The organism is Mesorhizobium sp. M1273 (assembly GCF_040318195.1).
Lineage (GTDB): Bacteria > Pseudomonadota > Alphaproteobacteria > Rhizobiales > Rhizobiaceae > Mesorhizobium.
Genome location: NZ_JAMYLV010000027.1, coordinates 16,599 through 31,048, shown reverse-complemented (window position 1 = coordinate 31,048; position 14,450 = coordinate 16,599). Strand labels below are relative to the sequence as shown.

The window sequence follows — 14,450 nt, the reverse complement described above, 5'->3', positions numbered from 1 at the left end:
CAGCCAGGTTTCTGACCAATAGCGCCGAGCGTTCACTACGATCCCGTAGCGCTCACCCGCGGTCCCGCGCCTGACGCGCGCCGCGCAGGTGATCCACGAGGGCTCTCAGCTTCGGCGCGATATTTCGTCGGCTTGGGAAATAGAGATAGAAACCCGCAAACGGCGGAAGATAGCCGTCGAGGATTGGCACGAGCTCGCCGCGGTCGAGCCAGGGGCGGAATGTATCGGCCATGCCGAACGTGATCCCGGCGCCCGCAACGGCCAGCCGGATCATCAGCCACATGTCGTTGGTCGTGATCTCGGGCGCGACTGCCACGTCGAACTCGCGCCCGTCCTCGCCGAACTCCCAGCGATAGGGCGAAACTCCCGGCGCCGGCCGCCAGCCGATGCATCGACGTGCCACAAGCTCGCGCGGATGGGCGGGTGCTCCGAACTTTTCGAGATAGCGCGGGGCGCAGACGGCCATCTGTCGCTGATCGCCCGATACCGGCACGGCAATCATGTCCTGCTCGATCACTTCGCCGAGCCTCACTCCCGCATCATAGCCTTCGGCAACGATGTCGAATTCCTCGTCGGTGACCACAATATCCAGATGCACCTCGGGAAATCTTTCTGCAAAGGACGCCAGCAATGGTCCTGACAGAAAGGCCTCTGCGATAGACGAAACCGCGATCCGCAGGCGGCCGCGCGGGCGGTCCAGCAACTCCGTGGTGGCTTCGATTGCCGCGTTCACGTCGGCGATCGCCGGTGCGACGCTCGCCAGCAGGCGCTCGCCCGCTTCGGTCAGGTTGACGCTGCGTGTCGTGCGCTGCAGCAATGCGATGCCAAGGCGCTGTTCAAGCCTGAGGATGCTCTGGCTGACCGCTGAGCGCGTCACGCCCAACCGGTCTGCCGCAGCGCGAAAATTGCGTTCCTCGGCCACGGTGACGAAGACGGCAATTGCATTGAGATCGATGTCCATTGGTTAGCCAAACTTACCATAGAGATTAACGGCGGGCGGCTTATCGCGACAATGCCATGGCTCTATCTCTGTCGCAACGGCAAGAAAGGCTTGATCCCCCGATCCAGGTCGATGCCGGCTGACCAAGGAGATACCCCATGACATCACTGCCTTCCTCCTGGAACCTGGATGGAAAGGTCGCTCTCGTGACCGGCGCGGCACGCGGAATCGGTCGTTGCACGGCGGAGCTGCTGCGTGCGCGCGGGGCCCGGATCGTGGCAAGCGATCTCAGCGACAGCGTACGCGAATTGGAAGCCGAGGATGTGGCAACGCTGGTCGGCGATGTCGCCGACGAGGACCTGGCCAGACGCTCGGTCGAACTCGCCGCGAAGCGCTTCGGACGACTGGATATCGTCGTGAACAATGCCGGTCGCACGCTCAACAAACGACTGACTGAGACCTCGGTCGACGACTATGACCGCATTCTGCAGATCAACGCGCGCGGCAGCTTCGTCACTGCCCGTGCCGCTGTGGAACTGATGGCCGCCGGCGGTGGCGGCGCGATCGTCAATGTCTCGTCGATCTCGGCGGTTGCGGCCTTCGAGACGCAGGCGGCCTATGCCTCGTCCAAGGCGGCTGTCGCACAGCTGACCAAGGTGATCGCGATCGAATACGGGCGCATGGGCATTCGCTGCAACGCCGTTGCCCCTGGCGTGATCGAAACCGACATCATGGAAGGCGTGGTGGAGAATGGCCGGGAGATGCTGCGCAGCTTCGGCGGCGCGCATCCAATCGGCCGGATCGGCCAGCCGCAAGAAGTTGCCGAGGCCATCGCCTTTCTTGCCTCGCCGGCGTCCAGCTTCATCACCGGGGCCTTGCTTCTGGTCGATGGCGGCTACACCGCCCAGTGAGCCCCCCAATAGGGCCGGCGCGCCGCGGGAGCTCACCCGCACCCAATCCCTTCACATCGTGAAAATAATCACAGACCAAAAGGATCATCTCGATGACCATGAACAGAGTTGTTCTGATCACCGGTGCCTCCAGCGGCATCGGCGCTGGCATTGCCCGCGAGCTTGGCGCGGCAGGTGCGAAGCTGATGCTCGGCGCACGCCGCACCGACCGCCTTGAAGCGCTTGCGGCCGAAATCGAGGCATCTGGTGGAACGGTTCGCGTGCGAGCGCTCGACGTCACCAGGAGGGCGGATGTCGCAGCATTCGCCGACGCAGCCCGGGCCGAATGGGGCCAGGTCGATGTCATCGTCAACAATGCGGGCGTCATGCCGCTGTCGGCCATGGCAGCCATGAAGGTCGACGAGTGGGAGCTGATGGTGGACGTCAACATCAAGGGTGTTCTGTACGGCGTCGCGGCGGTTCTGCCCGAGATGACGGCACGCGGCTCCGGTCACATCATCAATATCGGTTCCATTGGCGCACTGGCCGTCTCGCCCACGGCTGCCGTCTATTGCGCAACGAAATACGCTGTCCGCGCGATTTCCGATGGGCTCCGCCAGGAGAGTGACGATATCCGCGTAACCTGCATTCATCCTGGCGTGGTGGAAAGCGAGCTGGCGAACACGATCTCCGACGAAGCCGCTGCCGCCGCCATGAAAAGCTGGCGTGCTATTGCACTGAAACCCGATGCCGTCGCCAGGGCAGTGCGCTATGCAATCGAACAGCCCGACGATGTCGACGTCAACGAGATAGTCGTGCGTCCGACGAAGGCGGCGCATTGATGCGATCCACTTTGGCCGCAGTGCTTACGGGTATTGCCGTTGCTGTAGCTCCAACCGGCCTGACCCTTCCTGCAACTCCAATCCTTGCGGAGGAACCAATGACGCACCAAGCTCATCCCTATGTCGGAATGTGGGTCACCGAGGATCGCCATATCAGGCACGAACTCCTGGCGAACGGCCGTTATGACGAAGCGCGCGGTGACCGCGAAAGCGCCTACCGGGGACGCTATGAAGTGCACGGCAACCACATAGAATACTGGGACGATACGGGCTTCACCGCGGATGGTGAGTTCGTCGAAGGCGTCCTCTATCATGCCGGCATGATCCTTTACCGCCAGCGGTAGAGAGCCACCCTGAGACAAGCACTTCAGGGTTTCCACAAGACGCTATTGCATGCCTTGCATGAGGCGCTCGGCAGCTTGCACGGCAAGGCCCGTCACACCACATATCTCCCAGCAAGCGCGGCGGAAAGAAGCAGGACCGCAAGCAGAGTCGACATTGCAAATGGTTATCACTATATAGCGGCGGCTTTGACGGCTCGCCTCTTACATGGTGCCGGCGAGAGCGCGGTAAATGTGCTAGTCATTGCGACATCTATTGTGATCTAAAACGGCTTGAAAACCGACAAAAAGCAAATAGAAACAATAGCGCGGGTCGAACGAGTTTCCTCGAGAGAATCAGTCCTCAAGAACTAGAACGTGCTCCTTGAACCCTCCATTCCCTTCGGCTCTGTGGACCTCGGACAAGTTCGGCTTGCCGGGCGAAGCCGACTCGGCTCGAATGGCAGCACGCATCTTTTCGAAGATGCCGACGTTTATGATTACCAACCGGCATAGCCGCTAGGGAAACAGCAGTATGAGTGAACACGCAATCGAGTTCTTGCGCGGGTGGATTGGCGAAAAAGTCCACTGCCAGCCCTCGCCAGCCAGGATCGAGAAGCAGGCCGAGACCCTCGCCAGGGAATGTGCGGCCAAGGCCGCCGAAGCCGGCATACCCCTGGAGGATATCCAGGAAGAGGTCGGCGACATTCAGGAGCTCATTGCTTCGAGGCTCGAAGAGGCGGCCGAGGCCGACCAGGACGAGCAGAATTCCAACAAGCCTGCCGGCTGACGGACCGCCCCCCGGCAAAACCTGCCGGGCGAACATTGCCTGTCTGATGCAGTTGCGCGGTCTTATCGCCGCGCAGCTTTGCCAAATCTCTCCTCGAGCCATGCTTCCGGCAACGCTGGCACGAAATTGTCGTCGCGCCCGGTCATGTCTTCATTGGCGACCAGAGCATTGAGGATTGCCTCTTCCACGCTCTGAACGACGGCGTCGAAGAACGGGTTGATGTCGGCATCCGGTATATAGCCGGCGCTGACCAGCTTGCCGGCCGCGCCGCGCGCCGCATCGGCATTGGCCGTGCTGAAGGCCAGAAAAATATCGCCGGATGAATTGTATCCATAGCCGCCGGTCAGCGCGACGCCGAGCGGCAGGCGTTTCGCCAGCCGTTTCAACTGGTGCGGCATGAATGGCGCGTCGGTGGCGACGATCGCGATGATCGAGCTCTTTTCCGCTCGCGGCGTGTTGTCCCGGGTCGCCGGTTCGGCGAGTTCCGCTCCGGCTCTGATGCCACGGATCACGAGGTTCCGCCGTGCACCGAAATTCGACTGGACGAAGCAGCCGATCGTGAAACGCTCTCCATTCCAGTCGACGCTGCGCGAGGATGTGCCGGACCCTGCCTTGAAGCCGAAGGTGATCATGCCTGCGCCGCCGCCGACGCTGCCCTCTTCGATCGGCCCGCTTTCAGCCGTTTCGAGCGCGGAAAACACGTGCTCGAAGCTCACATGGTGGCCGTTGATATCGTTCAGGAAGCCGTCGTAAGTCTCGCCCGCCACCGGCAGCGCCCAGGCGCTGTCGAGCGATTGCGGCAGCACCGCCTGCATCCAGCGCAACGTTGCGTCGCGGCTGACGCCGCAGGAATGCGTGTTGGTGATGGTGATGGGAAGATTGAACGCTCCAAGTTCCTCTATCAGATGCGAGCCGGTCAGTTCGCCATTGCCATTGGCGCTGAACATCCCGGCGAACGCCGGGACGGCCAACTCGCCTCTGGGCCGTGGCAGGATCGCGGTCACGCCGGTGCGTACCGGACCCTTGCCGACGACGAGCGGCCCATCCCCTGAGATCAGCGTCGTATAGCCTACCGTCACGCCAGGCACATCGGTGATGGCGTTGAAGCGGCCCGGCGTTCCATCGAATGGGATCGCGAAGGCGCGGGCGCGCAGTTTGCCCGAGGGCATTGCAAGGTGCGGGTCGGTCATTTCACCCTCAAAGAAGTCTTGGTCACCCTCAGAAGAGCGAACCTTGGCCGCCCGGCGCCTTGAGCTTGGCCGCGGGCTTCGCAACCGTCTTCGGCCGCATCGTGCCACTGATGGCGACTGCATCGGCGGTGCCGTCGGCGAACTCCAGTGAAAGCGCCATCCCCGACACAACTTCTGCCGCGTGCTTGACCACGGCGCCGTCCACATCCTTGACCAGCGCGAAGCCTCGCGCCAGCACGGCCTTGTGCGAGAGCGTCGCCAGCAGCCGGTCGGCCTGCGTCAGTTTTCCACGCAGGCGGTCCAGCCGTCTTGAAATCGCCTGGTCCTGCCGCCGTGTCAGTGCCAGCAGTGCATCGCCTTGCAGTTTCTGCCGTCTGGCGATGGGCGCCGGTGACAGTCTGGTCGCCGTGCGTGAAAGCCGCGCCCGACGCTCGCGCACGATGGCGAAGAAAGCCGCTTGCGCACGGGCGAGGTCGCGGCGGGTCAGCGTGCGGGCTTCGTTCATGCGCCGCGACAAGGTCCCCGGCGTCAGCCGCTGCCCCAGAAGCCTGGCTCGCTTGCGCTCGACGCTGACCGACAGCGCCCGGCCGAGCCGGCTCGTCGCCTCGTCGAAGCGCCGCCGCGGCAGCGCCAGCAACTGGTCGGGCGAGGGCAGCGCCCGGGCGGCCGCGCGTGCCGCCTGCCGCTTGCGTTCGAAATTGCGCGACAGTGCGGTCTTCAACCGCGCGCCAAGGCCGGCAAGCGTCGCTTCGAGGTCGACCTTGACCGGCACGGCGATCTCGGCGGCGCCTGTCGGCGTCGGCGCCCGCACATCCGCAGCCAGATCGATCAATGTCCAGTCGGTCTCGTGGCCGACCGCGGAAATCACCGGAATACCCGAAGCGGCGACGGCCCGGGCGAGCGCTTCGTCGTTGAAGCCCCACAGATCCTCCAGGCTGCCGCCGCCGCGTGCCACGATCAACAGATCGGGCCGCGCGATGGCGCCGTCCCATGGCAGTGCGTTGAAGCCGTTGACGGCAGCGGTCACTTCCGCACCCGCCGTCTCGCCCTGCACCCGCACCGGCCAGACCAGCACGTGCAGTGGAAACCGATCCTTGATGCGGTGGATGATGTCGCGGATGACGGCGCCTGTCGGCGAGGTGACGACGCCGATGACGCAGGGCATGAACGGCAGCCTGCGCTTGCGCGCCGCATCGAACAGGCCTTCGGCCTGCAGCCGGCGCTTGCGCTCGTCCAGCAGCGCCATCAGCGCACCGGCACCGGCCGGCTCGAGATTGTCGATAACGATCTGGTAGTTCGACTTTCCGGGATAGGTGGTGAGCCGGCCGGTGGCGATCACCTCCATGCCTTCCTCCGGACGGAATTTCAGCCGGCTCATTGTGGTCTTCCACACCACGGCGTCGAGCCGCGCGCGATCGTCCTTCAGGCAGAAATAGGCATGGCCGGAGGAATGCGGTCCGCGATAGCCGGAAATCTCGCCGCGCACCCGTACATTGCCGAAGAGGTCCTCGACCGTACGCTTCAGCGCGCCGGAAATCTCGCTCACCGTATATTCGGTAGCGTTGGTGCGTGATTCGGATGCTGCGTCGCTCATCGGCCGATTGGGGGACGATTGCTGGCCGGCGTCAAGGCGGCCGTGTTCGATGTCCGCCCCAATCGCGCGATCACCAGCCCGGCAGGATCTGGTTCGGCTTGGTCCGCTTCATCTTGGCGAAGGCGAGGGCGGCGAAGTCGAACGTGCCGGTCTCCTCGCCGAGTGGCACGGAAATATTGTCGAGGCTCTCCGAAATGTGGCGCGCAAGCGCGTCGACGATCTCCGGCCGCGAGGTCTGACCGCGCATGATGCCGATGCGGCAATCGGGCAGGGCGCCGAAACCATCGGCCTCGCCCAGCACCCGCATGCCGGGCCGCAGGGCGCATTCCGGCAGCACCGAGATCGCCAGGCCGGAAAGCACCGCGGCGGCGATGACGGTGGCAGAGAAGCTGGTGAACAGGATGCGATAGTCGCGGCTCTGCTGATCGAGCACGTCGGCGGCGGCCCGCCGCCAGATGCAGTTGGGCCGGCCGAAGGCCATCGGCAGGATCGGCTGCTCATGCGTCGCATGGTTGGCCGAGGTAACCCACAGCAGCGGTTCGCGCCGCACCACTTCCGACTGGCCGCGCGCGTCGTTGTGCGTCACCAGCGCCAGGTCGAGATTGCCTCGCTTGATGTGTTCGACCAGTCCCGGCGTCGGTTCGCAGATAACGGTCAGTTCGACATGCGGGTTGGAACGGGCAAACCGCGCCATGATCTCTGGCAAGAAGCGATCGGCATAATCGTCCGGCGTGCCGATGCGGATGGTGCCTTCGAGCCGGCGGTCGTCGAAGGCGGCCAGTGTTTCCTTGTTGAGATAGAGCAGCCGCCTTGCGTAGGAGAGCAGTCTGTCGCCTTCCTCGGTCAGCCTGTTGGTGCGGCCGTCTTTTTCGAACAGCGGCTTGCCGATCCGTTCCTCCAGCCGCCGCATCTGCATCGACACCGCAGACTGGGTCCGATGCACCGCTTCCGCCGCGCGGGTAAAGCTGCCGGTGTCGACAATCGAGATGAAGGTCTGCAACTGATCGAGATCGAGCGGCGCTTTCATTGGCCTAATCCATCATTGATGCTGATGCTAAAGATTAGAAACATTCGTTGGATTAATCAATCGCGCCATGGCAAATTCCGATTGTCCACATGAAGCGAATGCATGTCGCCCAAAAGTGGGCACCGGTTTTGGGGCGACGACATGCATCATCTTAGATGAATCGAAGCCGGAATGGCCGCTGTCGCCAGCGCCCGATCGACCGGTTTCGCCCGTTCGAATGTGAAGGAGACCGACATGGCTACGTTTGATTTCGCTACCGAGACCTCGCGCATCACCTCGCGTCCGGCCGTTGCGACGCGCGTGGCCAATGCCGCTGCCAATGTTTACCGCGCCTGGAAAAACCGCCGCGCCTTTTATCGCCTCGGCGAGATGTCGGATGCCGAGCTCGCCGACATCGGCCTGACCCGCGCCGACCTGCACGTCGCTGTCGGTGTACCCTTTGGCCGCGATCCGACAGAGAGGCTTCGCGTCATCGCGGTCGAGCGCGCCGAAACGATCGAGGATATTGCCCGCAAGGTCGTGTGATCGCGTGGGTTTCGCCGTTCGGGCGCGTTGAACCTTTTTGAGGCACGACGCCACCAAGTTACGCAGGCTCCCCACTCCCTGCCGGATCCCCCCGGCCAGCCTGCGCGCTGCCCGGTCCTCCCAGGACCGGGCTTTCTTTTTTGGGCGGCACTGATGATTGGTTGCCGGTATCTGGTCTAGCGCCGGCCCATGCCCTGCTTGAACTGGTCGAAGATCGACTCCATGCCTTTCTGGTAGTCGTCGCGCTGCTGGGCGCCTGTCTCGAACATCTTGCCGAACAGGTCGTCAAACGGATTTATCGGCCTGCCGCTCGGATTGTCCTGCGGCTGCGGCGCCTGGGGTTGCTGCGGCGCCTGACGCGGCTGAGACTGCGGTGCGCCACCGCCGAACATGTCCTGCAGTACCTTGCCGAGCGGATTGTCACCATAAGGGTTCTGTGTTTGCTGGGGTTGGTTCTGCGGCTGCTGTGGCTGTGGTGCACCGCCGCCGAACATATCCTGCAGCACCTTGCCGAGCGGATTGTCACCATAAGGGTTCTGCGTCTGCTGCGGCCGGCTTTGCGGCTGCTGCCCGCCGCCGAACATGTCCTGCAGCACTTTGCCCAGCGGGTTGTCGCCGTAAGGGCTCTGCGTCTGTTGCGGCTGCTGTGCGCCGCCGAACATGTCCTGCAACACCTTGCCGAGCGGGTTATCCGTGGGGCCTGCAGGCTGAGGGGCCGGCACCTGGCCGCCGCCGCCCGCCTGCCGCATCATCTGCTCGATGAGCTCGCCAAGCGGATTACCGCCACCGCCTGCCGCATGCATCTGCCCGCCTAGCTGGTTGGTGGTCTGCTTGAACAGCCCGCCCATCATCATCGAGGCGATTGCCGGCAGCATCTGCTGCAACACCTGCTGGCTGACGCCGCTCGCCTGCGCGGCCTGGTTGGCGACGGCCCGCGACAGGTCCTTCGAGCCGAACAAATGGCCGAGAATGCCGTTGCCTTCATTGAGGCCCTGCGGCGAGAAGGCCCGGCTTGCATCGTCGAAATATTTGGCGTGCTGGCCGCTGGCCATCGCCGTCATGAAGGAGCCGAGCCCGTAAGGGTCCGCCGTGTTGCGCTTCAGCCCCTGCGAAAAGGCCGGCAGCAGCGCCGCGACCGCCGCCTGCGTCTGTTGCTGCGAAAGCCCGAACTGCTGGGCCAGCGCCTGCATGCCGTTGCCGTTCTGGGCCTGCGCCAGAATATCGAACAAGGAAGGCATTGATTTCTCCTCCGGGAAAATCCTCGTTGGAGAAGCCTAGTTCGTTTCCATCACCGATTGAAGCGAATTTGCCGGACCATCGGCCAAGCGGATAGCGAAGCGTTAATACGCGTATTCCATGAACACCGGCTCGATCGAGCCGCCCCAGCGTGTGTGGTAGGCCGAGAGCATCTCTTCGGCGCTGGTGGTGCCGCGCGCGACGACCTCGTCCAGCGTGTTGAGGAACGAGGTCTCGTCATAGCCGTCGCGGTTCTTGCGGCCGCGGTTCTTCAGTCCCATGCGCGAGATGACGAGCACGTCGCGGGCGATCTCGCGCAATGTCGTGTTGCGGAAGGGCGCCGAGATGCCCTGTTCCGGCACCGCGTTGCGCATTGCCAGCACTTCGTCGTAGCTCCAGCTCGAGGTCAGCGCCTCGGCCGCGTCGAGCGCAGCCGCATCGTAGAGCAGCCCGACCCAGAAGGCCGGCAGCGCGCAGATGCGCCGCCACGGCCCGCCATCGGCGCCGCGCATTTCGAGAAAGCGCTTCAGCCGCACGTCGGGAAACAGCGTTGACAGATGGTTCGCCCAGTCGCCCATCGTCGGCAGCCCGTCCGGCAGGTCGTTGCGGGCAGCACCCGCCATGAACTGGCGGAAGGTGATGTGCGTCATGTCATGGTACTGGGCGTCGCGGATGACGAAATACATCGGCACGTCGAGCGCCCATTCGACATAATCGGCAAAGCCGAAATCGGGCGAGAAGCAGAATTCGAGCAGGCCGGAGCGCTGATTGTCGGTGTCGCGCCAGATCTCGCCGCGCCAGCTCTGCAGGCCGTTCGGCCGGCTTTCGGTGAAGGGCGAGTTGGCAAACAGCGCCGTCGACAGCGGCTGCAGCTTCAGCGACACCTGCATCTTGCGGCGCATGTCGGCTTCGCTTTCGAAGTCGAGGTTCACCTGGATCGTGCAGGTCCGGTACATCATGTCGAGACCTTTGGTGCCGACCTTGGGCATGTAGCGGGTCATGATCTCGTAGCGCGATTTCGGCATCTTCGGCGTCTCGGCCAGTGACCATTTCGGGCTGCCGCCAAGGCCGAGAAAACGAATGCCCATCGGTTCGGCGATCTCGCGCACCTGCGCCAGATGCGCATTGCCTTCGCGGCAGGTCTGGTGGATCGTCTCCAGCGGCGCGCCGGACAGCTCGAACTGGCCGCCGGGCTCCAGCGAGATCGCGCCCTGGCCGGTCGGCTCGACCAGGCCGATGATGCGGCCGGCATCCATGATCGGGTCCCAGCCGAGTTTGTCCTGCATGCCTTCGAGGATGGCGCGGATGCCGCGCTCGCCGCCATAGGGCACCGGCGCATTGCCGTCGACATAGAACGGGAATTTCTCGTGCTCGGTGCCGATGCGCCATTTGTCGCGCGGCTTGTTGCCTTCGGCCAGATGCTCGACGAGTTCGTCGACGCTTTCTATCGGCCGGAAGTCGGTTGTATCGCGCGCCATAGGAGCCCTCCGCACATGACCCTGAAAATCGGCTTCGATTTTCGGAAGGGATCAGGTGCCCAATCAAATGCTACAGCGTCCTTTACGCGCCCGAAAGGACACGCGGCCACTGCCGGCGCTAGATGGACGAAATGTCAGTAGCCGATCAAGCGAAAAATCCTGAGCCAGCGGGTAATTGGAATTGATCACCAATCGCCGATTGTCGCCTGGATCAGCGCCAGTGCCGCCACCGCCGCCGTATCCGCTCGCAGGATGCGCGGCCCGAGCGGAATCGCGGTAACGAAAGGCAGCGCTCTCAGCATCTTGCGTTCCTCGTCGGAAAAGCCGCCCTCCGGTCCGACCAGCAGACCGAGCTTTCTCTCCCGCACCACCTGCAATGCCGGCAGGGGATTGTTGGTCGATGCATCCTCGTCGCAGAAGATCAGCCGCCGCTCCCGGTCCCAGCCTGCCAGCAGGCGTTCGAATTTTTCCGCTTCGCGCAGCTCCGGCACCGCCAATATGCCGCATTGCTCGGCCGCCTCGACGACATTGGCGCGCAGGCGCTCGATGCCGGGTTTTGCCACTTGTGTATGCTGGGTGATGACCGGCTGCAGGATGCCGGCGCCCATCTCCACCGCCTTTTGCACGAGGTAGTCGAGCCGCCCTTGCTTCAGTGGCGCGAAGCAATAGACGAGATCGGGCAACGGCGGCTGCGGCCGCTGCAATGCCAGCAACTTCAGGCGCAACGCCTTCTTCGACTTCGCCGCGATCGCCGCCGACCATTCGCCGTCGCGCCCGTTGAAGACCAGAATTTCGGCGCCTTCGCCGAGCCGCAGCACGTGCGAGAGATAATGGCTCTGCTGCGGGCCGACGTCGAACTCGATGTCCGGTCCAAGCCCGTCCGGCACGAACAGCCGCTGCATCTTGTAATTGGCGCGCATCGCCGAGGAATGCGGCAACGTCACCCTCGGCGTCAAGCCTCGGCGGAAGGATGCCAGACAGGCTCGTAGCCTTCCTGCAGCACCGAAACAGTTGTCGCTGGCGTGACCAGGCGGATTGGACTGTCGGTAAAACCGCCGAACCCCACCGGTTCGCCATAACCGCCGAAACTCCAGGGCAGCGCGGCGCCGTCAAACAGGACGTACGCCCTGTTTCCTGACGAGATCATCGTGCCGTCCGGCAAGTCCGCAAGCGCTTCCGGTTCCAGTCTCGTCGCCCGCCCGCCCGATGCCAGCCGCTCCTTGTGCAGGCGCTTGTCGAGCTGCGGCGCACGTGGCTCGGCAATGCCGAAGGCGTCGCCGAAACGCCGGACAAAATCCCCGGCCCGCTCGCGCCGGCAGAAGAAGCAGGGACGGTGGCCGGCGGCAAGCGCCGTCACCTCGTCGAGGAAAAACAGCTCGGTCCAGCCGGCCTTGCCGCCAGCCCGGTTGCGCCCCATCGGCTCGCGCCGCACGTTGCCGAATTCGCAGACGCAGATGATCCAGGCTTGCAGCGCCCAGCGCTTCTTCAACAGCGTTCTCGTCTCGGGGTCGTGAATGATGCCGCGATTGCCCATGAACAGGCCGCGCTCCGGCACGGCATGGATGGTGCCGAACGGGTCGATCCGGTTTTGCAGTGGCATAGGCGTTCCCTATTGGCTGCAATGCTGGCGCCATGATATCGCTCGTTGCATCAATTTCATGTCAGCAGGTTTCGATGCGGGTCTTGGTTGTCCAGAACTTCGACAATGAGGGCCTTGGCCAGATCGGCGCGGCGCTTGTCGAGGCGGGTGCCGCTATCGACCTGCGCCGTCCCTACCGCGGCGACGCGCTGCCGCAAGATAGCGGCGGGCATGACGCCATGGTGGTGCTCGGCGGCGCGCAGAATGCGCTGGACGACGAGCTCTGTCCTTATTTTCCGGGCCTGCTCGACCTGACGCGCGACTTTGCCGAGAGGGATCGCGCGGTGCTTGGTATCTGCCTCGGCAGCCAGTTGGTCGCGCGCGCCTTTGGCGGCGAGAACCAGATCGGCGGCGCATCGGAGTTCGGCTGGCACGAAGTCGCGCTCACCGCGGCGGCGCAGGCCGATCCGGTGCTCGCTGCCTTGCCTGAAAAATTCCCGATCTTCGAATGGCACGACGACACCTTTGTCTTGCCCGAGACTGCCGTGCGGCTGGCCGGCAACGCCGTCGCCGAGAACCAGGCGTTCCGCATCGGCCGCGCCGTCTACGGCTTCCAGTTTCATTTCGAGGCCGACCGGCCGATGGTTCGCGACTGGAGCACGTCCTTCGCACCGCTGATCGCCGAACGCCATCCGGATTGGGCCGTCCGGCTCGACGACGAAATGGCCCGCAACGGACCGCAAGCCGATGCCGCCGGCCTGGCCATCGCCCGCGCCTGGGTGGCGACGATCTGACGGCCCATATAGTCAACGTATTTGGCGACGTTGCATATTTGGCACGCGGCGGCAAATCCGCCGGGGATAACGCGTTTCATCCTTGGCCTGTGTCTGTCCGCCAGCCTAAAAGGCGCGCGCTCTGCATCTTGCGTGCAACCGCGATGAACCTTTCCTGTGACCCGCGCGACACACCGCCGATACAGAACATGCCTAGAAGCGCGAAACCGTCCGACATTTGCGACGTATTTTGCGTTTCAACGCATTGGTAACCCGCTCGTGCATAGATGCAGGAAGCTCAACAAGAGATGACGTCCGTGAAAGCAGCCTTTTTGTCCTTTGTCATGTTGTCGGCTATCGTCTTGTGCGGCCTCGGCATTTATTCCGCCGACGCGGCCAACGACCACAATGCCGTTGACGGCTACGGCGTCACCGCCGCGCTTCGCTAGCCTCTCTGCTCATAATCCGACGCGTTTCCTACGCCCGCTCACCCGTCACTGTCAGGACATGCTTGTCCGCGCCGTCCACCACGAGCGCGGTGAGGTGTCCCGACTGCCAGGCGAGGGTGTCGACATTGACGCGGTTGCCGGTGATTTCGGCCTTGGGCACCGGCGTATGACCGTGCACCACGATCTTCGGATGAAGGCCGGTGTGATCGTGGAAGACCTCGCGGATCCAGATCAGGTCCTGCCGGCTCTGGCTTTCCAGCGCAACGCCGGGCCGGATGCCGGCATGGCAGAAGAAGAAGTCGCCGAACGTCACTGAGAAGGGCAGCGAGCGCAGGAACTCGACATGGTTCTGCGGCACCGCCTCGACCAGTGCGGCGTGCCCTTGCCGCAGTGCCGCATCGGCGCGGCCAAACCAGGCGCTGCTCCCACCGAGCGAGACACCATACGATAGCGCAGTCTGGATGCCGCCATAGCGCATGAACAGCCCGTCCGGATCGGGGACATCGAGAAAATCGAGAAAGCCGAGATCATGATTTCCGGCGAGCATCAGGTGACGCGGATCGCGTCTTTGCGCGTCGATCAGGAAATCGATGACGCCCCTGGAGTCCGGGCCGCGATCGACATAGTCGCCGAGATGGATCACGCGCCAATCGGCCGACAGCCTTTGACCGAGCTCCGCCTCGATCCGCCGGTGCATGGCGGTCAGCAAATCGAGCCGGCCGTGCACATCGCCGATCGCATAGAGGCGCATGCCTTGCGGTCCGCGCGCCTCGTAGAAACTGATGCCGGGCTCCGTCAATGCCTGCGTCGCCTCCAT

At 63.7% G+C, this 14,450-nt stretch carries 16 protein-coding genes; 7 read left to right on the top strand and 9 right to left on the bottom strand.

Features of this window, described 5'->3' with window-relative positions:
• Nucleotides 1–52: 52 nt before the first annotated feature.
• On the bottom strand, nucleotides 53–961 hold the full coding sequence (locus NKH30_RS24010) for a LysR family transcriptional regulator (protein ID WP_352616690.1): 909 nt from the start codon (nucleotides 959–961) through the stop codon (nucleotides 53–55).
• Nucleotides 962–1,098: 137 nt separating this feature from the next.
• On the opposite strand from NKH30_RS24010, the gene NKH30_RS24005 reads away from it, so the two are divergent.
• From NKH30_RS24005 to NKH30_RS23990, 4 genes are all read left to right on the top strand, one after another.
• Nucleotides 1,099–1,851 carry an SDR family NAD(P)-dependent oxidoreductase gene (locus NKH30_RS24005; RefSeq protein ID WP_352616693.1) on the top strand — a complete coding sequence of 251 codons (753 nt, stop codon included), beginning with the start codon at nucleotides 1,099–1,101 and terminating at the stop codon, nucleotides 1,849–1,851.
• 92 nt (nucleotides 1,852–1,943) lie between these two features.
• On the top strand, nucleotides 1,944–2,672 hold the full coding sequence (locus NKH30_RS24000) for an SDR family oxidoreductase (protein ID WP_352773961.1): 729 nt from the start codon (nucleotides 1,944–1,946) through the stop codon (nucleotides 2,670–2,672).
• Nucleotides 2,672–3,016, top strand: a complete 345-nt coding sequence (locus NKH30_RS23995; protein ID WP_352472700.1) for an Atu4866 domain-containing protein — start codon at nucleotides 2,672–2,674, stop codon at nucleotides 3,014–3,016. The genes NKH30_RS24000 and NKH30_RS23995 overlap by 1 nt, the downstream gene beginning before the upstream one ends.
• A 511-nt stretch (nucleotides 3,017–3,527) precedes the next feature.
• Nucleotides 3,528–3,782, top strand: a complete 255-nt coding sequence (locus tag NKH30_RS23990; RefSeq protein ID WP_023719384.1) for a DUF768 domain-containing protein — start codon at nucleotides 3,528–3,530, stop codon at nucleotides 3,780–3,782.
• Nucleotides 3,783–3,844: 62 nt separating this feature from the next.
• Here NKH30_RS23990 and NKH30_RS23985 read toward each other — a convergent pair whose 3' ends face one another.
• From NKH30_RS23985 to NKH30_RS23975, 3 genes are all read right to left on the bottom strand, one after another.
• Nucleotides 3,845–4,972 carry a DmpA family aminopeptidase gene (locus tag NKH30_RS23985; RefSeq protein ID WP_352616697.1) on the bottom strand — a complete coding sequence of 376 codons (1,128 nt, stop codon included), beginning with the start codon at nucleotides 4,970–4,972 and terminating at the stop codon, nucleotides 3,845–3,847.
• A gap of 28 nt (nucleotides 4,973–5,000) precedes the next feature.
• Complete coding sequence (gene xseA / locus NKH30_RS23980; protein ID WP_352997341.1) at nucleotides 5,001–6,566, bottom strand: exodeoxyribonuclease VII large subunit; 1,566 nt, start codon at nucleotides 6,564–6,566, stop codon at nucleotides 5,001–5,003.
• A 70-nt stretch (nucleotides 6,567–6,636) separates the two neighbouring features.
• Nucleotides 6,637–7,593 (bottom strand): LysR substrate-binding domain-containing protein, encoded by a 957-nt coding sequence (locus tag NKH30_RS23975; protein WP_023680469.1) that lies wholly within the window; start codon nucleotides 7,591–7,593, stop codon nucleotides 6,637–6,639.
• Nucleotides 7,594–7,827: 234 nt separating this feature from the next.
• Here NKH30_RS23975 and NKH30_RS23970 point away from each other — a divergent pair, with 234 nt between their 5' ends.
• The gene (locus NKH30_RS23970; RefSeq protein WP_352616701.1) at nucleotides 7,828–8,118 is read left to right on the top strand and encodes a DUF1127 domain-containing protein; all 291 of its coding nucleotides are present in this window, start codon (nucleotides 7,828–7,830) and stop codon (nucleotides 8,116–8,118) included.
• Between the two features lie 176 nt (nucleotides 8,119–8,294).
• Here the strand turns inward: NKH30_RS23970 and NKH30_RS23965 are convergent, their stop codons facing one another.
• The 4 genes from NKH30_RS23965 to NKH30_RS23950 all read right to left on the bottom strand — a co-directional run bounded on the left by NKH30_RS23965 (nucleotide 8,295) and on the right by NKH30_RS23950 (nucleotide 12,432).
• Nucleotides 8,295–9,356: a DUF937 domain-containing protein gene (locus NKH30_RS23965; protein WP_352997339.1), complete on the bottom strand. Its 1,062-nt coding sequence runs from the start codon at nucleotides 9,354–9,356 to the stop codon at nucleotides 8,295–8,297.
• A gap of 102 nt (nucleotides 9,357–9,458) precedes the next feature.
• Nucleotides 9,459–10,832, bottom strand: a complete 1,374-nt coding sequence (locus tag NKH30_RS23960; RefSeq protein WP_352773963.1) for a glutamate--cysteine ligase — start codon at nucleotides 10,830–10,832, stop codon at nucleotides 9,459–9,461.
• Nucleotides 10,833–11,017: 185 nt separating this feature from the next.
• The gene (locus NKH30_RS23955; protein WP_352472734.1) at nucleotides 11,018–11,752 is read right to left on the bottom strand and encodes a 16S rRNA (uracil(1498)-N(3))-methyltransferase; all 735 of its coding nucleotides are present in this window, start codon (nucleotides 11,750–11,752) and stop codon (nucleotides 11,018–11,020) included.
• A 32-nt stretch (nucleotides 11,753–11,784) separates the two neighbouring features.
• Entirely contained in the window at nucleotides 11,785–12,432 is a 648-nt protein-coding gene (locus NKH30_RS23950; RefSeq protein ID WP_352997337.1) for a hypothetical protein, read from the bottom strand.
• Nucleotides 12,433–12,506: 74 nt separating this feature from the next.
• On the opposite strand from NKH30_RS23950, the gene NKH30_RS23945 reads away from it, so the two are divergent.
• Both NKH30_RS23945 and NKH30_RS23940 read left to right on the top strand, forming a co-directional pair.
• Nucleotides 12,507–13,205: a type 1 glutamine amidotransferase gene (locus tag NKH30_RS23945; RefSeq protein ID WP_352472693.1), complete on the top strand. Its 699-nt coding sequence runs from the start codon at nucleotides 12,507–12,509 to the stop codon at nucleotides 13,203–13,205.
• A gap of 287 nt (nucleotides 13,206–13,492) precedes the next feature.
• Nucleotides 13,493–13,633, top strand: coding sequence for a hypothetical protein (locus tag NKH30_RS23940; protein ID WP_292664785.1), 141 nt, complete (start codon nucleotides 13,493–13,495; stop codon nucleotides 13,631–13,633).
• 28 nt (nucleotides 13,634–13,661) lie between these two features.
• On the opposite strand, the gene NKH30_RS23935 is transcribed toward NKH30_RS23940, so the two are convergent.
• Nucleotides 13,662–14,432 (bottom strand): metallophosphoesterase, encoded by a 771-nt coding sequence (locus tag NKH30_RS23935; RefSeq protein ID WP_352616719.1) that lies wholly within the window; start codon nucleotides 14,430–14,432, stop codon nucleotides 13,662–13,664.
• Between the last annotated feature and the right edge of the window lie 18 nt (nucleotides 14,433–14,450).

What these genes read in the sequence shown, in the direction of transcription:
- NKH30_RS24010 (WP_352616690.1), bottom strand. Translation starts at nt 961, where the DNA reads ATGGACATCGATCTCAATGCAATTGCCGTCTTCGTCACCGTGGCCGAG.
- NKH30_RS23975 (WP_023680469.1), bottom strand. Translation starts at nt 7,593, where the DNA reads ATGAAAGCGCCGCTCGATCTCGATCAGTTGCAGACCTTCATCTCGATT.
- NKH30_RS23995 (WP_352472700.1), top strand. Translation starts at nt 2,672, where the DNA reads ATGCGATCCACTTTGGCCGCAGTGCTTACGGGTATTGCCGTTGCTGTA.
- NKH30_RS23985 (WP_352616697.1), bottom strand. Translation starts at nt 4,972, where the DNA reads ATGACCGACCCGCACCTTGCAATGCCCTCGGGCAAACTGCGCGCCCGC.
- NKH30_RS23940 (WP_292664785.1), top strand. Translation starts at nt 13,493, where the DNA reads ATGACGTCCGTGAAAGCAGCCTTTTTGTCCTTTGTCATGTTGTCGGCT.
- NKH30_RS24000 (WP_352773961.1), top strand. Translation starts at nt 1,944, where the DNA reads ATGACCATGAACAGAGTTGTTCTGATCACCGGTGCCTCCAGCGGCATC.
- NKH30_RS23945 (WP_352472693.1), top strand. Translation starts at nt 12,507, where the DNA reads ATGCGGGTCTTGGTTGTCCAGAACTTCGACAATGAGGGCCTTGGCCAG.
- NKH30_RS23970 (WP_352616701.1), top strand. Translation starts at nt 7,828, where the DNA reads ATGGCTACGTTTGATTTCGCTACCGAGACCTCGCGCATCACCTCGCGT.
- NKH30_RS23955 (WP_352472734.1), bottom strand. Translation starts at nt 11,752, where the DNA reads ATGCGCGCCAATTACAAGATGCAGCGGCTGTTCGTGCCGGACGGGCTT.
- NKH30_RS24005 (WP_352616693.1), top strand. Translation starts at nt 1,099, where the DNA reads ATGACATCACTGCCTTCCTCCTGGAACCTGGATGGAAAGGTCGCTCTC.
- NKH30_RS23950 (WP_352997337.1), bottom strand. Translation starts at nt 12,432, where the DNA reads ATGCCACTGCAAAACCGGATCGACCCGTTCGGCACCATCCATGCCGTG.
- NKH30_RS23960 (WP_352773963.1), bottom strand. Translation starts at nt 10,832, where the DNA reads ATGGCGCGCGATACAACCGACTTCCGGCCGATAGAAAGCGTCGACGAA.
- NKH30_RS23965 (WP_352997339.1), bottom strand. Translation starts at nt 9,356, where the DNA reads ATGCCTTCCTTGTTCGATATTCTGGCGCAGGCCCAGAACGGCAACGGC.
- xseA (WP_352997341.1), bottom strand. Translation starts at nt 6,566, where the DNA reads ATGAGCGACGCAGCATCCGAATCACGCACCAACGCTACCGAATATACG.
- NKH30_RS23990 (WP_023719384.1), top strand. Translation starts at nt 3,528, where the DNA reads ATGAGTGAACACGCAATCGAGTTCTTGCGCGGGTGGATTGGCGAAAAA.